Annotated in this window: 23 protein-coding genes, 3 pseudogenes and 2 riboswitches; of the genes and pseudogenes, 16 read left to right on the forward strand and 10 right to left on the reverse strand. The window is 64.9% G+C overall.

Features of this window, described 5'->3' with window-relative positions:
- Positions 1 to 137 precede the first annotated feature (137 nt).
- Entirely contained in the window at positions 138 to 515 is a 378-nt protein-coding gene (locus PV761_RS09755; RefSeq protein WP_347896255.1) for a hypothetical protein, read from the forward strand.
- A 53-nt stretch (positions 516 to 568) separates the two neighbouring features.
- Here PV761_RS09755 and PV761_RS09760 read toward each other — a convergent pair whose 3' ends face one another.
- The 6 genes from PV761_RS09760 to PV761_RS09785 form a co-directional block, all read right to left on the reverse strand.
- Positions 569 to 1,441 (reverse strand): SURF1 family protein, encoded by an 873-nt coding sequence (locus tag PV761_RS09760; protein ID WP_347896257.1) that lies wholly within the window; start codon positions 1,439 to 1,441, stop codon positions 569 to 571.
- A 4-nt stretch (positions 1,442 to 1,445) separates the two neighbouring features.
- Positions 1,446 to 2,081 (reverse strand): DUF3105 domain-containing protein, encoded by a 636-nt coding sequence (locus tag PV761_RS09765; protein WP_347896259.1) that lies wholly within the window; start codon positions 2,079 to 2,081, stop codon positions 1,446 to 1,448.
- Between the two features lie 26 nt (positions 2,082 to 2,107).
- A complete protein-coding gene (locus PV761_RS09770) occupies positions 2,108 to 2,782 on the reverse strand; it encodes a DUF305 domain-containing protein (protein WP_347896261.1) in 675 nt (224 codons plus the stop codon).
- The gene (locus PV761_RS09775; RefSeq protein ID WP_347896263.1) at positions 2,779 to 3,561 is read right to left on the reverse strand and encodes a M23 family metallopeptidase; all 783 of its coding nucleotides are present in this window, start codon (positions 3,559 to 3,561) and stop codon (positions 2,779 to 2,781) included. Before PV761_RS09775 ends, PV761_RS09770 begins: the two co-directional genes overlap by 4 nt.
- A gap of 3 nt (positions 3,562 to 3,564) precedes the next feature.
- A riboswitch (cyclic di-AMP (ydaO/yuaA leader) is annotated at positions 3,565 to 3,750 on the reverse strand.
- Between the two features lie 144 nt (positions 3,751 to 3,894).
- The gene (locus tag PV761_RS09780; RefSeq protein ID WP_347896265.1) at positions 3,895 to 4,872 is read right to left on the reverse strand and encodes a cytochrome c oxidase assembly protein; all 978 of its coding nucleotides are present in this window, start codon (positions 4,870 to 4,872) and stop codon (positions 3,895 to 3,897) included.
- Positions 4,873 to 4,914: 42 nt separating this feature from the next.
- A complete protein-coding gene (locus PV761_RS09785; RefSeq protein WP_347896267.1) occupies positions 4,915 to 5,334 on the reverse strand; it encodes a metalloregulator ArsR/SmtB family transcription factor in 420 nt (139 codons plus the stop codon).
- A gap of 420 nt (positions 5,335 to 5,754) precedes the next feature.
- Here PV761_RS09785 and PV761_RS09790 point away from each other — a divergent pair, with 420 nt between their 5' ends.
- From PV761_RS09790 to PV761_RS09815, 6 genes are all read left to right on the forward strand, one after another.
- Entirely contained in the window at positions 5,755 to 7,653 is a 1,899-nt protein-coding gene (locus PV761_RS09790) for a cytochrome c oxidase assembly protein (protein WP_347896269.1), read from the forward strand.
- A gap of 94 nt (positions 7,654 to 7,747) precedes the next feature.
- Positions 7,748 to 8,125 (forward strand): metalloregulator ArsR/SmtB family transcription factor, encoded by a 378-nt coding sequence (locus PV761_RS09795; RefSeq protein WP_347896271.1) that lies wholly within the window; start codon positions 7,748 to 7,750, stop codon positions 8,123 to 8,125.
- Positions 8,122 to 9,039, forward strand: coding sequence for a cation diffusion facilitator family transporter (locus PV761_RS09800; RefSeq protein WP_347896273.1), 918 nt, complete (start codon positions 8,122 to 8,124; stop codon positions 9,037 to 9,039). The genes PV761_RS09795 and PV761_RS09800 overlap by 4 nt, the downstream gene beginning before the upstream one ends.
- Positions 9,039 to 9,746, forward strand: coding sequence for a thioredoxin domain-containing protein (locus PV761_RS09805; RefSeq protein WP_347896275.1), 708 nt, complete (start codon positions 9,039 to 9,041; stop codon positions 9,744 to 9,746). Before PV761_RS09800 ends, PV761_RS09805 begins: the two co-directional genes overlap by 1 nt.
- Before the next feature lie 75 nt (positions 9,747 to 9,821).
- Positions 9,822 to 10,451, forward strand: a complete 630-nt coding sequence (locus tag PV761_RS09810; protein ID WP_347896277.1) for a hypothetical protein — start codon at positions 9,822 to 9,824, stop codon at positions 10,449 to 10,451.
- Between the two features lie 69 nt (positions 10,452 to 10,520).
- Positions 10,521 to 11,162 (forward strand): copper resistance CopC family protein, encoded by a 642-nt coding sequence (locus PV761_RS09815; protein ID WP_347896279.1) that lies wholly within the window; start codon positions 10,521 to 10,523, stop codon positions 11,160 to 11,162.
- A gap of 93 nt (positions 11,163 to 11,255) precedes the next feature.
- Here the strand turns inward: PV761_RS09815 and PV761_RS09820 are convergent, their stop codons facing one another.
- Entirely contained in the window at positions 11,256 to 11,720 is a 465-nt protein-coding gene (locus PV761_RS09820; RefSeq protein ID WP_347896281.1) for a hypothetical protein, read from the reverse strand.
- Positions 11,721 to 11,950: 230 nt separating this feature from the next.
- Positions 11,951 to 12,691 (reverse strand): NlpC/P60 family protein, encoded by a 741-nt coding sequence (locus tag PV761_RS09825; RefSeq protein ID WP_347896283.1) that lies wholly within the window; start codon positions 12,689 to 12,691, stop codon positions 11,951 to 11,953.
- A 3-nt stretch (positions 12,692 to 12,694) separates the two neighbouring features.
- A riboswitch (cyclic di-AMP (ydaO/yuaA leader) is annotated at positions 12,695 to 12,860 on the reverse strand.
- Between the two features lie 371 nt (positions 12,861 to 13,231).
- Between PV761_RS09825 and PV761_RS09830 the strand changes: the two are divergent.
- The 7 genes and pseudogenes from PV761_RS09830 to PV761_RS09860 all read left to right on the forward strand — a co-directional run.
- A pseudogene (locus PV761_RS09830) lies at positions 13,232 to 13,614 on the forward strand (HAD-IC family P-type ATPase); the annotation flags it as partial.
- A 93-nt stretch (positions 13,615 to 13,707) separates the two neighbouring features.
- Positions 13,708 to 14,181, forward strand: a complete 474-nt coding sequence (locus tag PV761_RS09835) for a hypothetical protein (RefSeq protein WP_347896285.1) — start codon at positions 13,708 to 13,710, stop codon at positions 14,179 to 14,181.
- Positions 14,182 to 14,320: 139 nt separating this feature from the next.
- Entirely contained in the window at positions 14,321 to 14,950 is a 630-nt protein-coding gene (locus PV761_RS09840) for a DUF305 domain-containing protein (protein ID WP_347896287.1), read from the forward strand.
- 96 nt (positions 14,951 to 15,046) lie between these two features.
- A complete protein-coding gene (locus PV761_RS09845) occupies positions 15,047 to 15,931 on the forward strand; it encodes a F510_1955 family glycosylhydrolase (protein ID WP_347896289.1) in 885 nt (294 codons plus the stop codon).
- A 4-nt stretch (positions 15,932 to 15,935) separates the two neighbouring features.
- Positions 15,936 to 16,686 (forward strand): annotated as a pseudogene (locus tag PV761_RS09850) (cytochrome c biogenesis protein CcdA).
- A 197-nt stretch (positions 16,687 to 16,883) separates the two neighbouring features.
- Positions 16,884 to 17,366: a hypothetical protein gene (locus PV761_RS09855; protein WP_347896291.1), complete on the forward strand. Its 483-nt coding sequence runs from the start codon at positions 16,884 to 16,886 to the stop codon at positions 17,364 to 17,366.
- A 113-nt stretch (positions 17,367 to 17,479) separates the two neighbouring features.
- Positions 17,480 to 17,881 (forward strand): annotated as a pseudogene (locus PV761_RS09860) (four-helix bundle copper-binding protein).
- Positions 17,882 to 17,923: 42 nt separating this feature from the next.
- On the opposite strand, the gene PV761_RS09865 reads toward PV761_RS09860, so the two are convergent.
- Entirely contained in the window at positions 17,924 to 18,526 is a 603-nt protein-coding gene (locus tag PV761_RS09865; RefSeq protein ID WP_347896293.1) for a TetR/AcrR family transcriptional regulator, read from the reverse strand.
- Positions 18,527 to 18,797: 271 nt separating this feature from the next.
- Between PV761_RS09865 and PV761_RS09870 the strand changes: the two genes are divergently transcribed.
- Together PV761_RS09870 and PV761_RS09875 are read left to right on the forward strand one after the other, a co-directional pair.
- Positions 18,798 to 19,334: a DUF2269 domain-containing protein gene (locus PV761_RS09870; protein WP_347896295.1), complete on the forward strand. Its 537-nt coding sequence runs from the start codon at positions 18,798 to 18,800 to the stop codon at positions 19,332 to 19,334.
- A 704-nt stretch (positions 19,335 to 20,038) separates the two neighbouring features.
- Positions 20,039 to 20,491 (forward strand): DUF488 domain-containing protein, encoded by a 453-nt coding sequence (locus tag PV761_RS09875; RefSeq protein WP_275779823.1) that lies wholly within the window; start codon positions 20,039 to 20,041, stop codon positions 20,489 to 20,491.
- Here PV761_RS09875 and PV761_RS09880 read toward each other — a convergent pair.
- Positions 20,488 to 21,351, reverse strand: coding sequence for a hypothetical protein (locus PV761_RS09880; RefSeq protein WP_347896297.1), 864 nt, complete (start codon positions 21,349 to 21,351; stop codon positions 20,488 to 20,490). The two genes, PV761_RS09875 and PV761_RS09880, sit on opposite strands and share 4 nt — an antisense overlap.
- Positions 21,352 to 21,489 lie beyond the last annotated feature (138 nt).

Here is a 21,489-nt window from a genome sequence, read left to right on the forward strand (position 1 = left end):
AACAGAAAACACCCGCCGATCAACACACCGGCACGAACCAGCGACCATCACCGACCATCATGAAAAATCGAGGCTAGAGGCACGCAAGGAGGGCTCCGCTCCTGTCCATTCCAGGCCGGAGAACGGCCCTGGTGGGCGTGGAAACTCTGCTCCGGACATCGCCGCGTGAAGGCAAGGGGCATCTGACTGCCGCATTGGATCGGCTCCAGGTCAACGCCGACGAGTGCCGTGAGCTGCACATCGAAGGCACTTTCATTGGCCATGGCCCGGCGGAGGAAGCAGAGAGGCTGATCGGCGGCGCCGGCACCGTGGTGCATCTCCGCCTGGGCCTGGAAGCGGAGGCAACGCCGGAAAGATCAGCGCACGACCCGGCAGGCCCTCCAGAGTTCGGCCGGTGGCGGGGAATCCTCCAACGGAGCGTTCAGCATTGGATGCGTGCCGCGTGGCAGTCCGCAGCTGTGAAGGGCGTCCTTGTGGAGTGCGCCGCGCTTCAGCTGACCCTGCAGGCCGCCTGACGCTGGTGCCGCCGGCGCGAAACGAGGCTAAAGCAAGGTTGTCTGACGCCGGGTCAGAGGCCCATGGCGTCCAGAAGAGCATCTTCCTCGTCATCGGAGCCCTGGCGACGCGGTTTGCCTGGTGGGCCGGTGCGCTGTCCGGGCCCGGAAGGTTCCTGGATTTCACGCTCCTCCCGGTCGATGCGGGCCTGCTGCCGGGCCATGTAGCCGAACCCGACAAAGGCCAGGACCCCGAAGGTAATCCACTGCAACGCGTAGGAAAGGTTGGACCCTTCCTGCACCTTTGGTGGGGCGAGCTCCTGAGGTGCGAGTTCAGGCGGGGGCGTTTCGGAGGCCATGAGCCCATAGCTGCCGGTCTTGACCGGATACTCCAGCTGGCGCGCGTAGGAGGCCAGGTCAATGCTGGCCAGTTGCCCCTCCGGAGCGCTGCGGTCAAAGTCAGCTTCTGAGGGTTTGATCCGCACGACTGCAGCGATGGTTCCGCGCGGCGGCGCAGGAACGGTATCCGGGTAGCCGGGCCGGTTGTTCCCGATAGGAAGCCAGCCCCGGTTGATAATGATTGTTTCCCCGGAGACCACGCGGAACGGCACCACAACCTCGTACCCGGCCGCAGAGTGATTGGGCCGGTTCCGGACGATGCGTTGGTCCTCGGCAAGATAGTGACCCCTGACAGAAACCGTCGTCCATTTCACGTCCGGGTCCGGGGCCTCGAAGTAGCGGCTGGCCTCTTCGTAAGGCACGGGCGCCTTGTCGTAGTTCTGCTGGACGCGGCGGATTTCGGCCACCGCCTGGTTCCTCCGGTCCATCTGCCAATTACCCAGCCCCACGCAGGCCGCGGCAAACAGCGCGGCCATGCCCAGAATGCCCAGCCATCGCCAGGACAGCAGGAACCCGTAGGCACGGGGTGCCCTGTCCTTGCTTGGCATCGCGTCAGCCCTGCATGCCGCCGGAACAGACGGCCCCCGGTTCGGGGGACTGCGGCCCTTGACGGTACTTCTTGATGAACGGGGCCAGACGTTCATCGCTGCCGCTGTCCACGGCGAGCTGTTTGCCCCAGGCTGTTGCCACCACGGGTTTGGCTTGTTCGGCTACCGGGCTGAGCAGGAGATAGTCCTGCTTGCCAGCCAAGGCCGTCAGCTCGGCGAGCTGGTCGGCGCCCAGGTCGGGACGGTAGGTGAGCCAGACCGCCCCGTGTTCCAGAGAATGCACTGCCCGCGTTTGTTCCACGGGCGTGGTGTAGACCCCGCAGTTCGTCCAGACCGGGGCATGGTCCCCGCCCGTGGCCGGAGTCCGCGGATAACTGACGGGCTCGCTGGTGTGGTTCCTGGACTGGTCGGGATAGTCCTGCTCCCCGTCGATGGGCCGGGCCGCCGCGGCATTAAGCCGGTCGCGCTGCTGGACCTCCCCGACAACGACGAAGCTCACCGCCGCGACGATTGCGAGGACCACGGCCGCACCCGTGCCGTAGATCAGCCAGGCCCGCCGCCTGTCGGCCGCGCGCTGTTTGGCCTGCACCGCAGCCAGGAGCGCTTTACGGTCCTCGTGGGCTTTCGGTTTACCAGACATGGGCGGTCTCGCTTTCTTAGGTGCGGTCAAAGTCGGCCGCGGAGCTCTTCAAGGGCAGTAATTTCAGCTGTCTGGGCTTCTACGATACGGGCGGCGAAGTCCCGGACCTTTGAGGTTTCCGCTAAGCGGGTACCGGCGGAGGCCATGGCGACGCCACCTTGATGATGGCGGATCATCAAGTCCGTGAACAACCAGTCAGCCTCCGCACCTGAGGATTCGCGAAGCGCCTGCATCTGTTCCGGGGTGGCCATCCCTTCCATGACACCTTCGGCGCCGTCTCCTTGGCTCCCGTGCGAGGCTCCGGACCCGTCATGAGTACCGCCGGCCCTCATCCACGCCATCGGCGGTGCTGACCCGGCCTGGGACAGGCCCCAGTCCTGCAGCCAAGCGAACATCTGGCCATTCTGATGCTGCTGGGCGGTGGCAATGTCGTAGGCGACCGCCCGGACCTCGGGGTCGTCGGACTTGTCCCGGATCAACAGGGCCATCTCCACTGCCTGCGCGTGATGGGTCTGCATGTCCCGGGAAAATCCCGCATCCGCGCCCGAGTCCTGGACGAGTGCGGGCGCTGTCGAAAGCCGGCCCAGGGCAAAGAAACCCAGTGCGGTGAGGGCCACGACTGTGACGAAAACAGCCCAGAGCCGCTTCCTGGGCAGCGGCGATGGTGCCGTGAGCTGTTCACGCGGCTCAGTGAGGTTCACGACCGGAGCCAGCCCTGCGGATCGACAGTTACGCCGTTTCGGACAATTTCGAAGTGCAGGTGACATCCGGTGGAGTTTCCGGTCGTTCCGGCCCCGCCGAGCCGCTGGCCCTTGGCCACCACCGCACCGACCGAAACCTCTATCGAAGACAGATGGTTGTACGTGCTTTTCATGCCATTGCCATGGTCAACCACGATGCGGTTCCCGCCACCGTTCTGGGACCATCCAGCTTCCACGACGGTCCCGGAGCCGGCGGTGAACACTGCGGTCTGGCAGGAGGCGACCAGGTCCAGCCCGGTATGAAGCTCACCCGAACCTCCCGTGATCGGGCTGGTACGGAATCCGAACGGAGAGGAGATGGACATGCTGGCCAGCGGCGCGCCCAGGCTGGAATCAACAGGTACGGCCATTGGCGGTGCCGCCGCTGCGGCGGGGGTCCCGGCAGCGGATCCTGCAGGCGCTGCCGGCGCCGGCCGGTCGGCGGGCCGGGTCCCGACTTCAGTCCGTGGATAGGTGATGACTGCCTGTGCCTGTGCTGCTATGGCCGGGGCAGCGGCCTCGACAGCAGCCGGCTGGGCGGCGGCGACGGTACCTGCGGCGGCAATAAGTCCGGCATGCGCGGCGGGTATGCCGGCGGCCAGCATGACAACAGCGGCAAAAGCCGAAGCCCCGGGCAGCCAGGCCGGGCGCGGGGACGGAGCCTGAGGTCGGGCGGCGGCGCGGCGGCGGGAGCGGTCATGGGGAAGGGCGCGGCGGCGGCCGTGGCGGGAGGGGGGCACAGCTGATCCTTTCGGGTCGCCTGCGAAGTTAGCTGTCGGGTTCGGACCAAGGAAAAAAGCCCGGACACAGTTCCGGCGCCGGCCCGCGTGGACCCGTACCGCTGTGTGTCTTAACCCCAAGGCAGCACGCTGCCGTTAATGGGTCCTCCGCCCCCGCCGTGTGAGTTCGTAGTATGGCGCCGCCGGCGGGGCTGAGCGTCCGGAGCCAAGGCTTAATACAGAAAAGCCTGAATCAACATTACACGACCACCACATATGTCACAATTCGATAACAACGGAGATGGTGTTTTCTACAACCCGTACAACTCTCACGAGGGTCAAATCGTTCCCGGACTACTCGGGCCAGCGCCGCGGTTCGGGCCTGTCCGCCAACTCCTGCAGGTAGTCGTTGTAGGCGTCGAGTTCGGGGGTCCCTGCGGTCAGTTCGGCCCGGTCGATACTGGCATTGGATTTGGTTTCTTCGCGTTGCCATCGGACCAGGATGAACATCAGCAGGAGCACTCCCGGCAGTTCGCCGTAGGACCAGGCCAGTCCGCCGGCTATGCCCTGGTCCGTTATCGGGTTGATGTTCCAGCCTGGAGGCGGTGTGGCGAAGAATTTCACCATGGGTGCGGTGGCCATCATGAGTACCACCCCGAAGAAGGCGTGCAGCGGCATCTCCGCGAAGATGTCGATCATCCGTCCGAAGTGGGTCTGGCGGCTCGGCAGCGGATCAGCGGAAATCAGCGGCACCGTGAACAGGATCCCGGAGATCAAAAACAGCAGTTCCAGGCCGACGTGGCCGTACCAGGTCGGCAGCAGCAGGTCCGCCAGCCCGGAGAAGTACACCCCGTAAAAGCTGAGCAGGAACAGCGGGATCATGAAGGCGGGGTGAATTGCCAGGCGTCCCCATCGTGAACGCAGCCCCCAGAGTGCTGTCCGGAGGACGGGGCGGCCCATCCTGCCGTGCGGTGTTGCCCGCAGCAGCAGTGTCCCGGGGGATCCGATGACCAGCAGTGGCGGAACGGCCATCATCAGGGTCAGCTGCTGGAACATGAAGATGGAGAACATCCGCAGCCCGTACCCTTCAATGCCGGCGCCCATGACCACGATGAGGGCCAGGCAGCCCAGCAGGAAGGAACAGGTCCGCACCACGGACCAGCGCCGGCCCTGCCGCCACAGTCTGATCGCCCCCGCCAGGTAGAGCACTGCGGCCAGGAGCATCAGGGCAGGGATTAGCGGAACAGGCTGCAGGTTAGGCGCCAGGTATTCAGCCAGCGACGGGGGCAGCGACGGAAGCCAGACCGGACCGGTCATGTCAGGCACAGACATCGCTGCACCGGGTATCGCCCTGCCGGGACCGGACTGCACCTGTCAGGGTGCGTGAGCACTTCCGACCATCCGCAGCCGGTCCTGACCGGTGTGGCCGACGTGTGTCAGGCCGAGATCGAGAAGCATCCGGACGTGGGAGTCGGCCAGTGAGTAGTAGGCCATCCTTCCCGAACGGCGCACCGACACGACCCGCGGCCCGCGCAGCAGGCGCAGGGCATGGGAGACCCCGGACTCGCTCAAACCGGTCGTTGCTGCCAGGTCGCACACGCACATTTCTCCTTCGAGGAGAGCGATGAGGATCCTGACCCGGCCAGGGTCCGAGAGCAACCCGAAGATCACGGCCAGGTCCGCCACGTCCGAGTCCCCGGGCATCTTGGATCTGACAGCCTCCACTTTGTCTGCATCGACAAGCCGGACAAAACACTCCGGCCCGGCGGGGGCTCGGGGTGGAATCTGCGTCATCCATCTAGGCTACCTTTACGTGCTAACGCTTCGCGTTTCCCCATAGTTCCCTGGCAAACCGTACGGAGTGCTGGCAGGCGCGGGTACGCCCGTCTGGGAGCGGGCGATTAACGTGTGAACAACTCTACAGATAATCTGGTGTCGCGCGCTGCCCTCAGTTTCGCGCTCCATTTCCTGCCCTTTCGGGACGGGGTCAGGACCAGGTTAGGACTTATTGTGGCCCTCAAAGCCTCCACTTCACAGGAGAGGCCGGCTGTTTCGCCCAGGCCGGTATGGCTGGTTGTCGCTTGTGCAATCGCCCTGGCGGTGCTTTTGGTTGCGACAGCCTTTGGCCGGGGAACTCTTCCGGCTGAGGCCCGGGATCCGGGGGCGCTGGTCCGGTGGGGATACGGTGTCGCGCAGACCGGACATAATCTCGCGATGGCTGCAACGATCGGGGCCCTTGTCTTTGCCACGTTCATCGTCCCGCCCCTGCTGAAGGCTCCGGGACGGGGTTCCCGGGACCACGGCGGTGACGTTCGGGCATCCCGGGCGGCGGCCGAACATCCGGCCTTTACCCGGATCATGATGCTGGCCGCCGCCGCCAGCGTCCTCTGGACCTTGTCAGCCGTCGCCGTGCTGGTGCTGGGCTTCGCGGACATCGCCGGTCTGCCCGTCTCGGGCAGCCCCGAGTTCTCCGCCGGCCTCGCCGCCTACATCAGCGAACTGCCCACCGGCAATGCGTGGCTGGCGGTGGTCATGATCGCAGCAATGGTATCGACTCTGCTCTTCAGTGTCCGGTCCCCGGCGCCCCTGGCGGCTACTGCGCTGCTGGCCATGGCAGGGGTGCTGCCCCTGATCCTGATCGGCCACGCCTCCAGCGGCAACGACCACGAGCAGGCCACCAACTCCCTGGGCCTGCACCTGGTCGGGGTGTGCCTCTGGTTCGGCGGACTGATCGCCCTCACCGTCGCCGGAACAGCACTGGGCAAGGACACAGCCGCTGTCCTGCGCCGGTTCTCGTCCCTGGCCCTGTTCGCTTTCATTCTGGTCTCCGCCTCCGGCATCATCAACGCCTCGATCCGGATGCCGCTGCCCGAAGGGCTGACTTCCCCGTACGGGGTCTTGGTACTGGCCAAGACCGCAGCCGTCATCGTCCTGGGCATCATCGGCTACCTGCACCGTGCACGACTGATCCCGGCGCTGGAGCAGAAAGCCCCGAGCGGGAGTGCGGGCCCGGTGCTGTGGCGGTTCATCGTTGCCGAACTGCTGATCATGGGCGCCGCCAGCGGCCTGGCCGCGGCGTTGAGCCGCACCCCTCCCCCGGGCGGGGAGGAAATCCGCGCCGCCCTCACCCCGGCCGAAATCCTCACCGGATATGTCCTTCCGCCGGAACTGACGCCGGAACGGTGGTTTACGGTGTGGCGGCCGGACTGGCTGTGGATCGCCCTGGCCATAACCGCCGCCGTCTTCTACCTCATGGGTGCCCGGCGCCTACGGTGGCGCGGAGACAGCTGGCCGTGGATCCGGACCGTACTGTGGTTCATTGGCCTGGCCGCACTGGTGTTCTTCACCTCCGGCGGCCCCTCGGTCTACGGCCGGGTCCTTTTCAGCGCCCACATGCTCGACCACATGGCCCTGACCATGATCGTGCCCATCTTCCTGGTCCTGGGCGCCCCGGTAACGCTTGCGCTGCGCACGCTTGGGCCCCGGCGGGACGGTTCCCGCGGACCCCGTGAGTGGGTGATGGTCCTGGTCCATTCCCGGGCCGCTGCGGTCCTGACGCATCCTTTGTTCGTTGCCGCCAACTTTGCCGGTTCCATAGTGCTGTTCTACTACTCGGACGCCTTCGGATTTGCTCTGCGCGAACACGCCGGACACGAGCTGATGACCGCCCACTTCCTCATCACCGGTTACCTGTTCATCCTCTCGATGATCGGCACAGACCCGGTGCCCCTCCGCGCCCCCTACCCGCTGCGGCTCCTGCTGCTGTTGGCGACCATGGCCTTCCACGCCTTCTTTGGCGTGACGCTCATGGGCTCGACCACCCTCCTGCAGCCGGACTGGTTCACCGGGCTGGGACGGGACTGGGGACTGCCTGCCCTGGAGGACCAGCAGATGGCCGGTGCCATCACCTGGGGCATCGGCGAAATCCCCACCCTGCTGATCGCCATCGGCGTGGCCATCATGTGGTCACGCTCCGACGCCCGCGAGATGCGCCGCACCGACCGGGCCGCGGCACGCACCAACGACGCCGACCTGACCGCCTACAACGCCATGCTCGCCCGGCTCAATGAACGCAGCAGTACAACGGGCCGGGGCCATGACCCCGGCAAATAGGACAGCGCCGATTGCCGGTTGCCGGGAACGTCGTTCGTCAGCCGATCTTGATTCAGAATATTCTGAATCCACAAACGTCTGTATCATTTCGGGTATGCGCATACTCTCCACCATCGATGTCCTGGCCCGGTTCGGCAAAGCCCTGGCCGACCCGACCCGGGCGGCGATCCTGCTGGAACTGAAAAACGGTCCCGCATTCCCGTCCGATCTGGCCGAGGGGATCGGCGTCAGCCGCCAGATCCTGTCCAACCATCTGGCCTGCCTGCGCGATTGCGGCCTGGTCGCCGCCGAACCTGCCGGCCGCCGGGTCCGCTACGAACTCTCGGACCCCAGGCTGGCGCACGCCCTGGGTGACTTGCTGGGCACCATCCTGACCGTCGATCCGATCTGCAGCTGCGCCGAACCCGACTGCGCCCAGGACAAGCAGGCCCTTGCCCCCACTGACCTTCACCCCCTGGAAGTACGCCCATGAGCGGACATGATCACGACCACGGCGCCGCCGGAACCCGCCAGCGCGGCAAACTGCTCATCGTATTTTCCATCACCTTCGCCGTGATGATCGCGGAAATCATCGGATCGGTCCTCACCGGCAGCTTGGCGCTCCTGGCCGACGCGGGCCACATGTTCACCGACTCGACCGGTCTGCTGATCGCCCTCATCGCCGCCTCCCTTGCCCTGAAGCCCGCCACGCTCAAACGCACCTGGGGCTACAAGCGTGCCGAAATCATCGCCGCCGCAGGGCAGGCGGCCCTTCTGCTCGGCGTCGGCGGCTTCGTCATCGTCGAAGGAATCCGACGGCTCTTCGAGCCTCCCGAAATCGCCGGATCCACGATGCTGTGGTTCGGCATCATCGGCCTGGCCGGCAACGCCGTCGGCCTGGTGGTCCTCGCCTCCGGCCGGAACCACAACTTCAACATGAAGGCCGCATTCCTGGAAGTGCTCAACGACGCCCTGGGATCCGTTGCCGTCATCGCAGCGGCCATCATCATCGCCGTCACCGGCTGGGTCCAGGCCGACGCCGTCGTGTCCCTGCTCATCGGTGTACTGATCATTCCCCGCACACTCAAGCTGCTCCGCGACACCGTCAATGTGCTCATGGAAAACGCACCCCAGGGCCTGGACATGGCCAAGGTCCGCGAACACATCCTGGAGCTGCCCCACGTCATTGACGTCCATGACCTGCACGCATCCCTCGTCGCCTCAGGAATACCGGTCCTCTCAGCCCACGTCACCGTCGAAGACGGCTGCATGACCGACGGACACGCCACAGAAATCCTGGCGGACCTGCAACGATGCGTGGCCGAGCACTTTGACGTCAGCATTGAACACTCCACCTTCCAGATCGAACCAGCCGCCCACCGCGACCAGGAAAGCATGCATCACTGATGACACCACCGACCAAGACCGCCCCTTCACGACCAGAGCACTCCCCGATGGACCCCGCCAAAAAAGCCCGCCGGGTCATTTGGATCCTGCTGGCCATCATCGTGGGCGCAGGCATCATCTGGTTCGCCGTTTTTACGGCTGCCAAACCCGCCCCTGTGGAGCCCCAGGCCGCACCGGACGCCCAGCTCGTGCGCGAGGACAGCCACCGCGTTACCTCACCGGCGACAGAGAAAGCGCAACTGGTGGAATTCCTGGACTTCGAATGTGAAGCCTGCCGCGCCGCCGTGCCGCTGGTGGAGGAACTGAAGAAGGAATTCGGTGACCAGGTCACCTTCGTGAACCGGTACTTCCCCCTGCCATCGCACAAGAACTCCGGCCAGGCCGCCCTCGCCGTCGAAGCAGCAGCGCAGCAGGGAAAGTACGAACAGATGTACGCCAAGATGTTTGAAACCCAGCCGCAGTGGGGCGAGAAGCAGGACTTCCAGAACGCCCTGTTCAGGACCTTCGCCGAAGAGCTTGGACTGGACATGGAAAAATACGACGCGGCCATGGCTGCTGAAGAGACCAAGGAACGGATCCGCAAAGATATTGCCGACGGGAAAGCTCTTGGCGTTTCCGGTACTCCAACCTTTTTCCTGAACGGCGAAAAGCTCACCCTCAACACCGAAGCCGAATTCCGGCAGAAACTGGCCGACGCCGTCAAATAGCTCACACAGCAAGGTTCAGAACCGCTACCGTTCTACATGATGTAGAACGGTAATTTGGGCTGGAAGGAGGCAGCCATGATGATCCTGCACCGTGCACCTCTGCGGTTGCCGCGGGCCGGTGCCGTGGCGCTGACCGTGCTAACCCTGGCCGGCGGCGCTCACGTCGCCGCCGGCGGGCAGCTCCCGGCACTGCCGATCCTGACGGCGGTGGCCGCGGTTGTTGGCCTCTCCACGGTTCTTCTCGCGGGGCGGAAAATGAGCGCCCCGCGCCTGGTCGGCTACCTCGGCGCCTCCCAGCTCGCCCTGCACCTGGCCTTCTCACGGCTCGCAGACGCCGGGACGTCCGGTCCTACCGGCCAGCCCCACCATGGGTTCGCCACCACGGCGGCCAGTTCGGTGTCGGCCCAGACCCCGTCGCCCTACGAGCATCTGGCGGCCGATGCCGGTTCAACAATGACGCTCCTGCACCTGGCGGCGACACTGCTGACGGCGATCTTTCTGGCCCGGGGCGAGGCTGCCCTCTGGGCGCTGGCGGCCTGGTTGAAGCCGCTGCACGGGATCTCTGAAACCGGGACCATTCCGCCGCGTTTCCGGGTCCTGCCCGCACAGCCACGGACGGTCCCGGCCAGGGCTGCGGTTCCCGGGCAGGTCGGTGTCCGGGGACCCCCGCACAGGTTCTGCAACCTCCAAGCCCCCGCCTGCTAAGGGGGCCACCGCGCCGCAAAAGTACGGCGTCAAGTGTCCGGATACAACCAGAATTGCAGAACCAATTTCATGAATGATCTGAATCGTGGACGCTCCAAGGCAGTGCTTGCCCTCGCCGGTGCCCTGCTGTTCACCGCGCTGGGGGCCGGGCCGGCGCAGGCCCACGATGCCCTCCAGTCAACATCCCCTGAACGCGACACCACCGTGGCCGCGGCCCCGGAGATTGTGACTCTGACGCTCTCGGAACCACCCACGGATTCGAAAAGCCTGAACCTGAGTATCATCACGGTGACAGACTCAACCGGAAAAACGCTCAGCAACGGTGAGGTCACGGTCGCGGGACCGACCATATCAACCAACGTCACACCGGGAAGCAACGGACCCTACAAGGTCCTGTGGCGCACCGTTTCCTCCGACGGCCACCCGATCGAGGGAACCTTCGCCTTCACCGTCGAGGACCCGGCTGTGGGCGCGGCAACCGGGCCGGCATCAGCAACGGCAACGGCAACGGCAACAGCAACAGCAACAGCAACAGCGACAGCGACAGCGACGGCCAGCGCCCCGGCGAACACCGTGCCGGACCGCGTACCGCCGCCCGATGACAGCAACGCCCTCCTCACGGTCGGCATCGCCGCCATCGTCCTGGCGGTCATCGGCGGCCTTATTTATCTGTCCCGCCGCCGGGAGCGGACAGGCGACAGCGGCGCCTGAACCAGAGCACCGGGCTTTCTGCGGCCGCAGGGCCCCGGGGATGAGCACACCTCCCGGGGCCCTGCGGACCGGTCGTTTAAGGCGGTCGGGACGTTAAGCGGCTGCTCCGGCGGGAAGTCTGCGGGACCTGAAGCGTCCGACGGTACCGGCCAGAACTGCTGCCGCCATCACCACAACGGCAGCAACGCCGGTGTAGAACAGTACTGAGGACATTTCCGGGGCCGGGGCCGAGGCGTCAGCAGCGGCCATGACGGTCAGCCAGTAGCCGATCGTGGCCGCCATCCAGGCCTCGCCGGCCGCGGCTGTCAGCCGTGGCCACCGCGTGAACCATGCAGGCCCGATCCCGTAAGACAAGGCAACACTGACCGCCACGACACCGGCGACAGCGATCAGCTGGATACCGAACAGGTATGGCCCTGCGACAAGCCCGACCGGGATACACAGCCCGCCAATGAGCACCAGTCGCCGGGCGCCCAAGGGCATGCCGGCCGTTTTGCCCTGGTCCCCGCCTGGCAGGGGCCCAGCGTTGGACGCCTGAGCTGGCGTGTTCGTATCCATGAAATTCCTTTGAAAAGTGGGACTGCCGGACGCAGGACTGCCGTGGTGCCTGAGTAAGGGGTGGCAGCTGTTTTACCTTCCCTGACGTTACAGCATCCGCTGGATCGAACATGCAACGATCCGACCGGCCGGGCGGGCAGGAGTGGGGGCTGCTCATCGACCGGGTGGCACACTGAAGGTCGGCGTTTCGCTGCCCCCAAGGCAACGAAACGCCAGCCTTCAGTTGGGTGTTAGGCCCCGGCCCGGACGAAAGTTACTGAGCCTTTGGAAGTCATCCAGGTCAGCGGGTGGACAGCCGTTTCGTTCTTGCCGTTCAAACCGGAGCTGAGGACCTGGCCGTCGCCGACATAGATGCCGACGTGTCCGGGCTGCATGACCATGTCACCGGGCTGCGGGTCACTCACGACGGTCCCGTAATTCATGAACTGCATGGGGCCGAGGTCTCCGACGGGGATCCCGGCAGCGTTAAGGGCGTTTTCCACCAGTCGTGTGCAGTCCTGGATCATGCCGATCTGGGCGTAGGCGGCGGAAACCATCGTCGCGTTGACTCCGCCTGCTGCCGGGGCGGCCACCGGCGCGGCCGCAGCGGGCGTGACGGTGATCTGAGCCTTGGCCGGCGCAGCAGCCTTCGCAACGGCGACGGGTTTGGGTGCTTCTACAACAGGGGCGGGCGTGGTCTCCACGGCAGGACGTTCGAAGGAAATCTGGACCGTGGCATCTGCGCTGAGCGGAGCCTGTACCTGGCTGGTGACCTCCAGGTACGAGGTCGGCTCCGCGTCGCGCTGGGCCGGGGCCTCAGCTGCCTGCGCAGCAACGCCGCTGGTCAGGACGAGTCCGGAAGCTGCGGCAATGACGGCCGCCTGTCGGCCCACACCGCCGGCGTTGTCAGCGACGGATTTGGACAGGACCGCAAGGGCGCTGGTCTGGACGGGAACCGCGCGGTGGCGGCCGTGAGTACGGCGAATGGACATGAAAGGGCCTCTCCCACTGCCTGCGAGGTTAGCTGTCGGATTCGGATGGGAGACACCCGGCCGCAGTTCCAGCGCAAGGCCGGAAGCGCGGCTTCACCCCAAGGCCTGCCCGAAGCAGGCCACTCTTGGGTTCCCCGTCTCTGCCGGACGAATTTTGCGAACGGATCCCGGGCAGCGGCAGAGCTAGGCAATCTGCTCAGGAGTGCCGCATTCGGAGAAACCGGCACGCGTTCGACCGTACTCGAAAACCCGGCACTTTGTCACATTTGCATAACGGGACGGAAGCATGTGTTCCCTAAAGCAGGACAGGGAGGATGGAGGTGTTTCATCGGTGCTGGCTCGGATTCGCATGCTCGGCCGTGCCGAGGAACACCCTCAGCCCTCGTCAGCGGCGCGCTGGAAGAAACCTAATAAGAGGCCAGACCCTTCCGTGCGGGCACTGGTGATGGGGCGACTTGGGGCCCCTTCACTGTGAGGCAGCAGAGAAAGAGCAGGGCCACCCATCTCCGGGCGGCGAAAGCGGCAGTGCTGCGGTAGAGGCGGGGGATGAAGGTCGCCATGGTGGGCGACGGGGTCAATGACTCCCCGGCGCTGGCCAGAGCAGAGGTCGGCATCGCGATCGGCGCCGGGACCGACGGGCCATGGAATCAGCCGGAGTGGTCCTGGCGGGAAATGATCCTCGGGCGGTGCTGTCCATGGTGGACCTGTCGCGGGCCAGCTACCGGAAGATGTGGCAGAACCTCATCTGGGCCACCGGCTACAACGTCCTGTCCGTGCCCCTGGCCGCCGGGGTGCTCGCCTTCGCAGGCGTCGTGCTCTCCCGCGCCGCCGGCGCGGTCCTGATGTCTGTCTCCACCATCGTGGTCGCGCTCAATGCGCAGCTGCTGCGACGGGTGAAACTGAACCCATCCGAGGTTCGTTGACCCAAGAGGCGCTACCGGCCAGGGGAGCACCGCATCGCCCCGTGGCCGGTAGCCTAGAAGCGACACCAGAGCCGCATCGAAAGGAGGAACGTCATGACCGCAACAGCTCACCGCCAGGCGCCGGGGTTCCTTCGCCGTGCGGGTCTGGTCGCCGCGGTGCTGGCCATCATCGCTGGAATCTTCGGCATGCACGTCCTCACCGGCACCCACGCCATGCACTCCCCGGCCTCAGCCACGCCAGCCGCCGACGCGCACACCACGGAAGCATCCCCTGACCACACCGGACACCCGGCGGAATCCGGCACGGTCCCTGACCATGCCTCTGCAGGGCAGAACATGGCCGGGGTCGCCGTTGAGCAGTGTTCAGAGTCGGGTGACTGCACCAGCATGCAGGCCATGACGACTGCCTGCACTCCCTCGGCGAAAACCGCGTCCATGGCCGCGCCGCCGCCAGGCACCAACGTGCTGGGCAACAGCAACAACACCGCAGCAGGTGCCGTCACCGGCCAGTGGTCCTATCTTCCCGGCAGCCCTTCGCCTTGTGAGCTGTCCATCAGCAGGACGTAAAAGAGGCCCCGCGCCGCCACCCTCCCGGCGCATGCCCCCTTTACCCTGACAGTCCCAAGCGGACCGTCGGGTGCATCACTGATGCACGTATTCCTCAGGCGCCCTTGCGCGCCAGCTGATGTATGAAGGACCTGATCTCATGACTAAGAAGTTTCTGACCCTTTCCGTCACCGGCATCGCCGCGGCCATCGCCTTGGCCGGCTGCGCCTCCGGATCCGGAGCCGGACCCTCCGGCACCTCCACGCCCGGCATGGACCACGGCAGCTCCAGCGCGACAGCCAGCAGCATCCCCGGCAGCGCAACGGCAGCCGCCGCGGACCACAACACCGCGGACGTCACGTTCGCGCAGACGATGATCCCGCACCACACCCAGGCCGTGGAAATGAGCGACACGATGCTCAAGAAGAAAGACATCCCGGCGTCCGTCACCGCGCTGGCCACCAAGATCAAGGCAGCCCAAGGCCCCGAAATCGAGACAATGACCGGCTGGCTCAAGAGCTGGAACGAGACCGCCACGATGCCCTCCAGCCACAGCATGACCGGCATGATGAGCGACGCGGACATGCAGAAGCTCGACGCCGCCCAGGGTAGCGATGCGGCCCGGCTCTTCCTGAAGCAGATGACCGCCCACCATGAAGGTGCGATCATGATGGCCAAGACCGAAAACACGGCCGGCAAGAACGCCGACGCGGTCCAGCTCAGCAAGGACATTGTCGCCGCGCAGGAAGCAGAAATCCAGGAAATGCAAAAGCTGCTGGCCACCCTGTAACCATCACCTTCGGGTGCCGGCCCGCCGCCCACGTGCGGCAAGGCCGGTGCCCGGCCCTGCACTCTCCCTTTTCGTCCCCCAACACTCGGAGTTTTCATGCCTATCTCATCCAAAACCATGTCACGGTCCTCAGCCGTGCTGGCCGGAGCCGCCGCGCTCGTCCTGGCCCTTGCCGCCTGCACGCCCTCCACTGGGCAGGCAGCCGGCGCATCATCAACCGGGCAGGCCGGCAGCGGCCTTCCCAGCAGCCACGTCCATGGGCTGACCGTCAGCGGTGACACCAGCCAGGTCCTGCTGGCCACGCACGACGGATTGTTCGATGTGAGCAAACAGCCCGCCAGCAAGATCGGCGGCACCAACGACCTGATGGGCTTCACCGCCGGCAAGGATTCCGGCATCTTCTATGCCTCGGGCCACCCGGGAGCCGGATCCAACCTGCCCAACCCCCTCGGTCTCCTCAAGACCGTCGACGGGGGAAAGACCTGGGAACAGCTTTCCCGGCAAGGCGAATCAGACTTCCACGCCATGACCACCACCAAGTCCGGGATCGTGGCATTCGACGGAACGCTGCGCACCAGCCCTGACGGCAAGACCTGGAAAACCGTGTCAGCAGGGTTCGCCCCGGCAGTCCTGGCAGGGCACCCTGGCAGTGACACCGTTCTGGCCACCACCCAGGAAGGAATCCAGCGCTCCACCAACGGCGGCACCACGTGGGCGGCGGTGGAGTCAGGGCCGGTCATCCAGTTCGCCGCCTTCGCTACCGCGGCGGAAGTGGCGGGAGCCGAACCCGACGGAACCGTCCACTACTCGGCCGACGCCGGCGTGACCTGGACGAAGAAGGGCCGGATCGATAAGGAAGTCCTGGCGATAGCGGCAGTCAAGAGCGCCAACGGCCAATCACAGATCTGGGCGGCCACCCAGGAAGGGATCGTCGTCTCCACCGACGGCGGCACGACCTTCCGGCCCTCCCCGGAGTCCTGAACCAGTGAACATCGGAGAATACTTCGCCTCCACGGTGACCTCCGGCGCGTTGCTCATCGCCATCCCCCTGGCCATGACAGCGGGTCTGGTGTCGTTCCTCTCCCCCTGCATCCTGCCGCTGGTACCGGGCTACCTCGGATTCGTTTCCGGGCTGACCGATCCGACGCAGCCCCTGAACCGCAGCCGCGTGCTCGCCCGGTGTCGGACTCTTCGTGCTGGGATTCGCTGCAGTGTTCACCCTCTACGGGGCGGCGTTCGGGGCCATCGGCTCCTGGCTGCTGCGCTGGCAGGACACCCTGATGCGCGGCCTCGGCGTCGTGGTAATCCTCATGGGCCTGGCGTTGCTCGGCATGATCCCCTGGCTGCAGCAGACCCGGAAAATCACCCTCGGCCGCCGGACGGGCCTGGCCGGAGCTCCGCTGCTGGGCATCGTTTTCGGCCTCGGCTGGACACCGTGCATGGGCCCGACCCTGAGCGCTGTCCTGTCCCTCAGCGTCACCACCGGCAGCGCCGAACGAGGGGCGCTTCTGGCCTTCGCCTACTGCCTGGGGCTGGGCATCCCATTCACCCTCGCGGCCCTGGGCCTAGGCTGGGTCGGGTCCGCACTGGACTTCGTCCGCCGGCACATCCGCACAGTCAACATCGCCGGTGCCTCCATGCTCATCATCCTTGGAGTCCTCATGGACACCGGCGTCTGGGTGCAATGGATCTACCGGCTTCAGAACCTCTCCGGAACCTTCCTCACACCCATCTGACCATCTGGCACACCGACGCCCCGCAGGTCTGCTTCGCCCCATGCCTGAATCTCCGCCGTGGAACGTTTCCGTGGCCATCCTCATACTCCCGAACCGCGTCTCCCAGGAATGGCACTCACGGCGAAAATCCGGGGCTGCGCTCCCCAGCGCGTCCATTGCCCATGCATCCAGGGCTTCCGGGATAGGAGGACCCGACCATGCATGACCCGTTCCTGCTCCTGATAGGTGTAGCCATCGTTGCTGTCGCTATCGCACTCGGGGTTGGCCTGGCCAGAGGCGGCAGCCGGACCGCGGCGGGTCGGCAGCCCTCCGAAGCGATCCGGCAGAACCAGGCTGCCGCTAAAGGTGTGCGCCACCGCTGGGGACTTGCAGGCTGTGTGGCCGTGGCCGCGGCCGGTCTTGATGTCGCCGTGGTCTACGGAATCGGCACCTCGCCCTCCGCGGGGTCCGGCATCACCGTTGAACTCGGCTTTGTCATGATGGTCCTCGCCGTCGTGTGGTTCATCTTCCGCCAGGAGGTCCTGAGCTACCAGCTTCGGATCGCAGCAGCACTGTACGAGACCGCGGTGCCGGCCGAGCCGGAGCAGGTCAGGGCCGCCGAAGCAGTCGGATCGTTCCTTCGCCTGGTGCTCTTCCTGCCTGGACTCTTCGTCGTGCTGGCCAAGTTGATCCTTCGCTAGTACGCCTGTCGCCTGGTGGTGCCAGCGAGAGAGGCTGACGGCGTGACCGCGGCGGGTCTAGGGTGGGGCGTGACGGCCGGCAATGGCCCGGCCGCAGTGACAGGAGCTGCATCATGACTCATCACATCAGTGCGATGCTCGGTGCCCACCCTAAGGGGGTCGGCACTCTTGATCAGGACAAGCTGGCCTAGTGCATCGGAGCCTGCTTTGAATGTGCGCAGGCCTGCACGGCGTGCGCTGACGCCTGCCTGGGCGAAAAGATGGTCGCCGACCTTGCGGCCTGTATCCGCATGGAGCTGGACTGCTCCGACATTTGCGCCGCTACCGGCAACATCCTGACCCGCCAAACCGCCACCAATACAGCCATTACGAGTGCGTTGCTTGAAGCCTGCCGGGCCGCCTGCGCCGAAGAGTGCGAGCAGCACGCCGGCATGCACGAACACTGCAGGATCTGCGCCGAGGTCTGCCGCCGCTGCGAAGACGCCTGCGCCGCACTCCTGGCTGCGGTGGGGTGAGACACCGGGCCGCCGCCCGCTGCCGGCTGGCTGATCTATCTGCTAGCCGATCTCCTCCGGCCGGAGATGCGGTGTTCCCGCCGGTGGCCGCAGTCCGCTCATCGTGACTCTAACAAGCCGGTGGGCGGCTTCGCGGGACGTCAGCCCGGCTGCCGCCTCCAAGGCGTGCAGGCAGTACCCGGCGAGCTCGTCGGGAGCGACATCGTCACGGAAGACCCCCACCTCTGCGCCCTCGCGCAGCAGGTCAGCGAGGAAGTCGTTGAGGTGCTGCTGAGCGTGGCTCACATGTTGGCCCTGGTGCAGCCGCGCCGCCTCTGCCCCGCCATGGCGCGAGTAGGAAATCATGGCGTAGGTCTGGAGAACGGCTTCGAGCTGCCGCTCAGGGCCGTCGGCGCTGTGCCGGACCTGGGCCAGTTGTTTCAGGTGTGCCTGGACCTGGCGCTCGTGCCAGGCGTCGAGAATGGCGTCAACATCGGGAAAATACTTGTACAGAGTAGCCCGCCCGATCCCGGCTGACTGCGCGATCTGCGACATCGTTACCGAAGCCAGCCCCTGCTCCCCCACCAAAGCAGCCGTGGTGTCCAAGATGGCGGTCCGCACCGCGCTGCGGTGCGTCTCGATCGTCTCGTTCCAGAGCTTCGGCATGGAGAAATCATACAACCCGACGTTAAGGTGGACACTTTGACAGCAGCAATACATACTGTATTGCAAAGTCCTGCATGACGGAGAGAAGGACAATGATGACTGAATCCACTGAACGGCCGAATGAGAAGGATCGACCCGGCTACCGACCGGGCGGCAGCCCTGAACCGCGCACGCCCCGTTGGGTCAAGGCCTTCCTAATCACGGCGGTTATCCTGGTCGTGGCGTTCGCCGTCCTCCATCTCACCGGCGGAGGAATGGGAAGCCACACACCATGAAGCTGATGCCCCCGGGCCTGCGGAAACTTGCCCTCACCATCCATGTGGTGAGTTCAGTTGGCTGGCTTGGTGCGGTCGTGTCCTTCCTCGTCCTGGCCATCGCCGGGCTGACCAGCACAGAACCGGTGATGGTTCGGGGCGCATATATGGCCATGGACCTCATCGGCTGGTCCCTCATCTTCCCGCTGAGCCTGGCATCCCTGATCTCCGGCATCGTCCAGGCCCTGGGTACCGTGTGGGGACTGTTCCGCCACTACTGGGTCCTGATCAAGCTCATCATCACCGCCCTGGCCACGGCCCTGCTGCTCCTCCACCTGCAGCCCGTAAGCCACATGGCAGGAATAGCATCCACCTCGGACCTGTCCCCCACCAACATGACCGGAATGCGCACCCAGCTCATCGCAGACGCCGGCGCCGCGGTCCTCGTCCTGGCAGTGGCCGCCGTGCTGTCGGTGTACAAACCCCGCGGCATCACCAAATACGGACGCACACGCACCGAGAGACAGCAACCCGCCGGACGAGCTATGCGATGACCGGACCCTAAGGTGATGGAGTGCGGGCGGCATGTTCCCGCCAACGCTGCGCCAACAGCCGTTTTGCGTAGGCATGCGGCGCGGCCGGGCTGCGACACCCATCCCCAAACTTTTCGCTAGAGACCGCCGTGAGATGGCTTAGCGGCTTACCCCTTCTCATATACATGGTTAAGGGCATACCCCCGGGGGTCTATGTGAGGGGTATGTTTTTCCCTCATAATCGAGAAGAAGGGATCCCTGCTAAATCAGCACAAACAGCCCCATCCCACTGCGATCACCACATGTTCACTAACTGTCGAGTTCCGACAGCACACGCCGGCCAAACTCGCCCTCGAGGGTGAAGGAAAGAGTTGGTGGTGCATCCGCGTAGGTTCCCGGAACTGGAGGCTCGTTCTTGGTTCGCCGCCGCTCGGATTTCGATGGTGGTCACAGCAGGCTCACGGGCAGAGCAATCGGATGCCGTTACTTGCGGTTTCCGCATAGACCAAGACGCCCCTACCGGCAGCCGGCCCGCTGATGCTGCACTGGGGGCATGCTCAGCTACGAAGACATCATCCTGCTCGGAGAGGAACGTGTCCTTGTCATCCAGGAGCACCAGGAGGGCCGCTGCTGGTGCGGCCAGACATGGGATTGACCGCACGGGTAGAGGCTGCGGCAAAGCGGTGCGACGTCGGCCGATTTTGCGCCCGTGCAAGAATGAAACCATGTGGACTGAAACGAGCGGCGTCATCGGTGTTGGTTACGAAGGGAAGGACATTGCGTCGTTCCTTGAGGAACTGACTGCCTGGAAAATCGGGACGGTCGTTGACGTTCGGTTGAACCCGATCTCAAGGAAAAAAGGCTTCTCAAAGAGGGCCCTGACCGAAGCTCTGGCCGAGGCCGGTGTCGGCTACAGCCACATGCCGGCGTTAGGGAATCCCAAGGACAACCGTGAAGGTTTTTGGGCTCCGGGCACTGCAGCCGCAAAGGTTGCGGGCGAGCGTTTCGAGTCTCTGCTTGACAGTGAAGTAGCTGCCGAAAAGATTATTGAGCTCACAGACCTTGCCGCGGGGCAGCGTGTGGCCGTGCTGTGCTTTGAGGCCAGCGAGCTGTGCTGCCACCGCAAATACGTTCTCGCCCGTGTTAAAGAACGCCTGGCTGCTCTGGTCGGCAGCTAACGGGCCCCTGCTGCGTAAACACCCAAGACACCGAACGCCTGGGGTCTTTTCAGCTGGTTGCCCAGGAAAAACACGGGACCGCGGGCCGTAGCGCACAGTTGATCAAGGAATCTCTTTTGGATTGCCGCTTTGGCGGCTTCATCGGTGTCCCCCGCGTGCCGCCGCTGAAGTTCAGTGAACTCCCAATCCAGCAGACCTTGCCGGTGTCCTTTGCAAATCCTGCCAGTGCAGCGGTAGCGAAAATGACCTTCAAATCGCGGCGGGGACAGGATCGATTTGTCCGTCTTGGGTCCAAAGAGTGTGTCTTGGTGCAGATGCGCTTCCATCTTGGCTTGTTGTTCCGAGGTCCACCCGTCGAAAAGTCGTAATTCCAGCTTGTCGATATCCGCGGGCACTACTGCCGCCAGGGATGGGCCGGCCGATCCGTTCAAGGCGCGGGCGTTGAGTTCGCAGGTGTTAAACGCACCGATGAGCGGATCAACGTGTGGGTGCCGTGGCTTCCACGGCTCAAGGTGGGAGTCGATGGTCAAAGAGTCAAGGATCGGGGTGTAGCTCTCGGGTCGTCGATCTTTGGACGCTGGTGTGATCTTTAGTTTCACGATGTCGTACTTCTTGAATTTCGCGTCGGCCTCGAGATAGCGGAAGGGGATCGGGTAAAGACGAATCCATTCCGGGCCACCTTCCGCAAGTCTGAGACCCGCCACGCAAACAGTGTCACCGTGGTTAGCCGAGGGCTGTGGAGCGGCCTTGACCGTGATCAGCACTTTTGCCTCAGTGATGCCCGCTCCGAGTTCCTTTTCGTACTCAGGCCGGCCGTTGGCGAACAACCCTTCCCCGAACATCATTTCAACTGCCCCCAAAAATAACCTTCAGTCATGCGACTATCGGGACTACACCCCCGCTCCCCGCGGTCGGCGCTACTGTGCCTTGGCGTTGCATGGGCCAAGGGCTCACTCGTAGTGATCATATACAGGATCCGACGCGGGTGTGCCGCTGGT

Origin of the sequence: Arthrobacter sp. CC3, assembly GCF_039907775.1 — a bacterium.
Lineage (GTDB): Bacteria > Actinomycetota > Actinomycetes > Actinomycetales > Micrococcaceae > Arthrobacter.

Bases quoted from the DNA above. Each gene is read 5' to 3' on its own strand.
- PV761_RS09760 (WP_347896257.1), bottom strand. From the start codon at position 1,441: ATGCCAAGCAAGGACAGGGCACCCCGTGCCTACGGGTTCCTGCTGTCC.
- PV761_RS09765 (WP_347896259.1), bottom strand. From the start codon at position 2,081: ATGTCTGGTAAACCGAAAGCCCACGAGGACCGTAAAGCGCTCCTGGCT.
- PV761_RS09780 (WP_347896265.1), bottom strand. From the start codon at position 4,872: ATGTCTGTGCCTGACATGACCGGTCCGGTCTGGCTTCCGTCGCTGCCC.
- PV761_RS09785 (WP_347896267.1), bottom strand. From the start codon at position 5,334: ATGACGCAGATTCCACCCCGAGCCCCCGCCGGGCCGGAGTGTTTTGTC.
- PV761_RS09790 (WP_347896269.1), top strand. From the start codon at position 5,755: ATGGCTGCAACGATCGGGGCCCTTGTCTTTGCCACGTTCATCGTCCCG.
- PV761_RS09795 (WP_347896271.1), top strand. From the start codon at position 7,748: ATGCGCATACTCTCCACCATCGATGTCCTGGCCCGGTTCGGCAAAGCC.
- PV761_RS09800 (WP_347896273.1), top strand. From the start codon at position 8,122: ATGAGCGGACATGATCACGACCACGGCGCCGCCGGAACCCGCCAGCGC.
- PV761_RS09805 (WP_347896275.1), top strand. From the start codon at position 9,039: ATGACACCACCGACCAAGACCGCCCCTTCACGACCAGAGCACTCCCCG.
- PV761_RS09810 (WP_347896277.1), top strand. From the start codon at position 9,822: ATGATGATCCTGCACCGTGCACCTCTGCGGTTGCCGCGGGCCGGTGCC.
- PV761_RS09815 (WP_347896279.1), top strand. From the start codon at position 10,521: ATGAATGATCTGAATCGTGGACGCTCCAAGGCAGTGCTTGCCCTCGCC.
- PV761_RS09820 (WP_347896281.1), bottom strand. From the start codon at position 11,720: ATGGATACGAACACGCCAGCTCAGGCGTCCAACGCTGGGCCCCTGCCA.
- PV761_RS09825 (WP_347896283.1), bottom strand. From the start codon at position 12,691: ATGTCCATTCGCCGTACTCACGGCCGCCACCGCGCGGTTCCCGTCCAG.
- PV761_RS09835 (WP_347896285.1), top strand. From the start codon at position 13,708: ATGACCGCAACAGCTCACCGCCAGGCGCCGGGGTTCCTTCGCCGTGCG.
- PV761_RS09840 (WP_347896287.1), top strand. From the start codon at position 14,321: ATGACTAAGAAGTTTCTGACCCTTTCCGTCACCGGCATCGCCGCGGCC.
- PV761_RS09845 (WP_347896289.1), top strand. From the start codon at position 15,047: ATGCCTATCTCATCCAAAACCATGTCACGGTCCTCAGCCGTGCTGGCC.
- PV761_RS09855 (WP_347896291.1), top strand. From the start codon at position 16,884: ATGCATGACCCGTTCCTGCTCCTGATAGGTGTAGCCATCGTTGCTGTC.
- PV761_RS09865 (WP_347896293.1), bottom strand. From the start codon at position 18,526: ATGCCGAAGCTCTGGAACGAGACGATCGAGACGCACCGCAGCGCGGTG.
- PV761_RS09870 (WP_347896295.1), top strand. From the start codon at position 18,798: ATGAAGCTGATGCCCCCGGGCCTGCGGAAACTTGCCCTCACCATCCAT.
- PV761_RS09875 (WP_275779823.1), top strand. From the start codon at position 20,039: ATGTGGACTGAAACGAGCGGCGTCATCGGTGTTGGTTACGAAGGGAAG.